Origin of the sequence: Pseudomonas sp. (genome assembly GCF_026224925.1) — a bacterium.
Taxonomy (GTDB): Bacteria; Pseudomonadota; Gammaproteobacteria; order Pseudomonadales; family Pseudomonadaceae; genus Aquipseudomonas.
On the sequence record NZ_JAMFRV010000387.1, the window covers coordinates 1 to 2455 of the forward strand.

The following is a 2455-nucleotide window of genomic DNA, read 5'->3' on the forward strand; positions in this document are numbered from 1 at the left end:
CAGCGATGAGTGGACCCGGGTGTCCTGGGACGAAGCGCTCGACCGCATCGCCGACCTGATGAAGGCCGACCGCGACGCCAATTTTATCGAGAAGAACGCCCAGGGCCAGACGGTCAACCGCTGGCTGTCAGTGGGTTTTCTGGCTGCCTCTGCGGCCTCCAACGAGGCCGGTTACCTGACCCATAAAGTCATTCGCAGCCTTGGTATGCTGGGGTTCGATAACCAGGCGCGTGTCTGACACGGTCCGACGGTGGCAAGTCTTGCCCCGACGTACGGCCGTGGAGCCATGACCAATACCTGGACCGATATCGCCAACGCGAACCTGATCCTGGTCATGGGTGGCAATGCCGCCGAAGCTCACCCGTGTGGCTTCAAATGGGTGACTGAAGCTAAAGCGCACAATCAGGCGCGGCTGATCGTGGTCGATCCACGATTTACCCGTACTGCCTCTGTGGCCGACTATTACGCGCCAATTCGTACCGGCAGCGACATAGCGTTCATGGGTGGTCTGATCAACTACTTGCTCGCTGAAGACAAAATTCAGCATGAGTACGTGCGCGCGTATACCGACGTGTCGTTCATTGTGAAGGCAGGCTTCGGCTTCGAGGACGGGTTGTTCACCGGCTACGACGCGGCCAAACGTACCTACACCGATAAATCCAGCTGGGGTTACGAACTCGGTGAGGACGGCTTTGCCAAAGTCGACCCAACCCTGCAAGACCCGCGCTGCGTCTATCAGTTGATGAGACAGCATTACAGCCGCTACACCCCGGAACTGGTCAGCCAGATCTGTGGGATGCCGCAAGACGCCATGGCCAAGATATGGACAGAGATCGCCACCTGCTCGCAACCGGGCAAGACCATGACGATTCTCTACGCCTTGGGCTGGACCCAGCATTCGGTCGGCTCGCAGATGATCCGCAGCGCGGCCATGGTGCAACTGCTGCTGGGCAACGTCGGTATGCCCGGCGGCGGGGTCAATGCCTTGCGCGGGCACTCCAACATCCAGGGCCTGACGGATTTGGGGCTGTTATCGAACTCGCTGCCGGGTTACCTGACACTGCCGAGCGATGGCGAACAGGACTACGACACCTATATAGCCACGCGTGCACTGAAGCCGCTGCGTCCGGGGCAGTTGTCCTACTGGCAGAACTACGGCAAGTTCCACGTCAGTCTGATGAAGTCCTGGTACGGCGCCAACGCGACAGTGGAAAACCACTGGGGCTACGACTGGCTGCCCAAACTCGACATCCCCAGCTACGACATCCTGAAAATGTTCGACATGATGGGTGAGGGCACAGTCAACGGCTACGTGTGCCAAGGCTTCAACCCCATCGCGGCGTTGCCCGACAAAAATCGGGTAACCGCAGCGTTGGCCAAGCTCAAATGGCTGGTGGTAATGGACCCGCTGGCGACCGAAACCTCAGAGTTCTGGCGCAATGTCGGACCGTACAATGACGTCAATACCGCCAGCATCCAGACCGAAGTCATTCGGTTGCCCACCACCTGTTTCGCCGAAGAAGACGGTTCATTGACCAACAGCAGCCGCTGGCTGCAATGGCACTGGAAAGGCGCCGATGGACCGGGCCAAGCCCGCACCGACGTGAAAATCATGAGCGAGTTGTTCCTGCGTCTGCGCCAGCGCTATCAGGCCAACGGCGGTGCATTTCCCGACCCGATCCTCAAACTGAGCTGGCCTTACAAGATTGCCGACGAGCCATCACCGGAGGAGCTTGCCAAGGAAGTCAACGGCGCAGCCACCACCGACTTCGCCGATGCCAGCGGCGCGGCAATCAAGAGCGGCCAGCAACTGGCTGGCTTCGCCCAGCTCAAAGACGACGGGAGCACCGCCTCGGGCTGCTGGATTTTCTGCGGCAGCTGGACCGAGCAGGGCAACCAGATGGCCTGCCGCGACAACAGTGACCCTTATGGCATGAAGCAGCACCTAGGCTGGGCGTGGGCTTGGCCGATGAACAGACGCATTCTGTACAACCGCGCCTCGGCCGATCTGCAGGGCAAGCCCTGGGCCGAAAACAAACGCCTCGTGTGGTGGAACGGCAAGGCCTGGGTGGGTACTGACGTTCCCGATTACAAAGCCGATGTGCCGCCGGAAGCGGGCATGAACCCCTTCATCATGAACCCCGAAGGGGTGGCGCGCTTCTTCGCCGTCGACAAGATGGCCGAAGGGCCGTTCCCGGAGCATTACGAGCCGTTCGAGACGCCTATCGGCATCAACCCGCTCCACCCCACTAACAAAAAGGCAACCAGCAATCCGGCCGCTCGTATTTTCGATTCGGTCTGGGATTCGCTTGGGACGGCCAAGGACTTCCCCTATGCCGCCACCAGTTACCGGCTGACCGAGCACTTTCACTTCTGGACCAAGCATTGCCGGCTCAACGCTATTATCCAGCCCGAGCAATTTGTCGAAATTGGCGAAGTTCTGGCCAAGGAGAAG

Annotated in this window: 1 protein-coding gene; it reads left to right on the forward strand. The window is 59.8% G+C overall.

Annotation, left to right across the window (positions count from 1 at the left end; translation table 11 throughout):
* Nucleotides 1-2455: formate dehydrogenase-N subunit alpha (fdnG, locus tag M0974_RS16885; RefSeq protein WP_297839043.1), on the forward strand; the 2455-nt coding region annotated here is incomplete at both ends.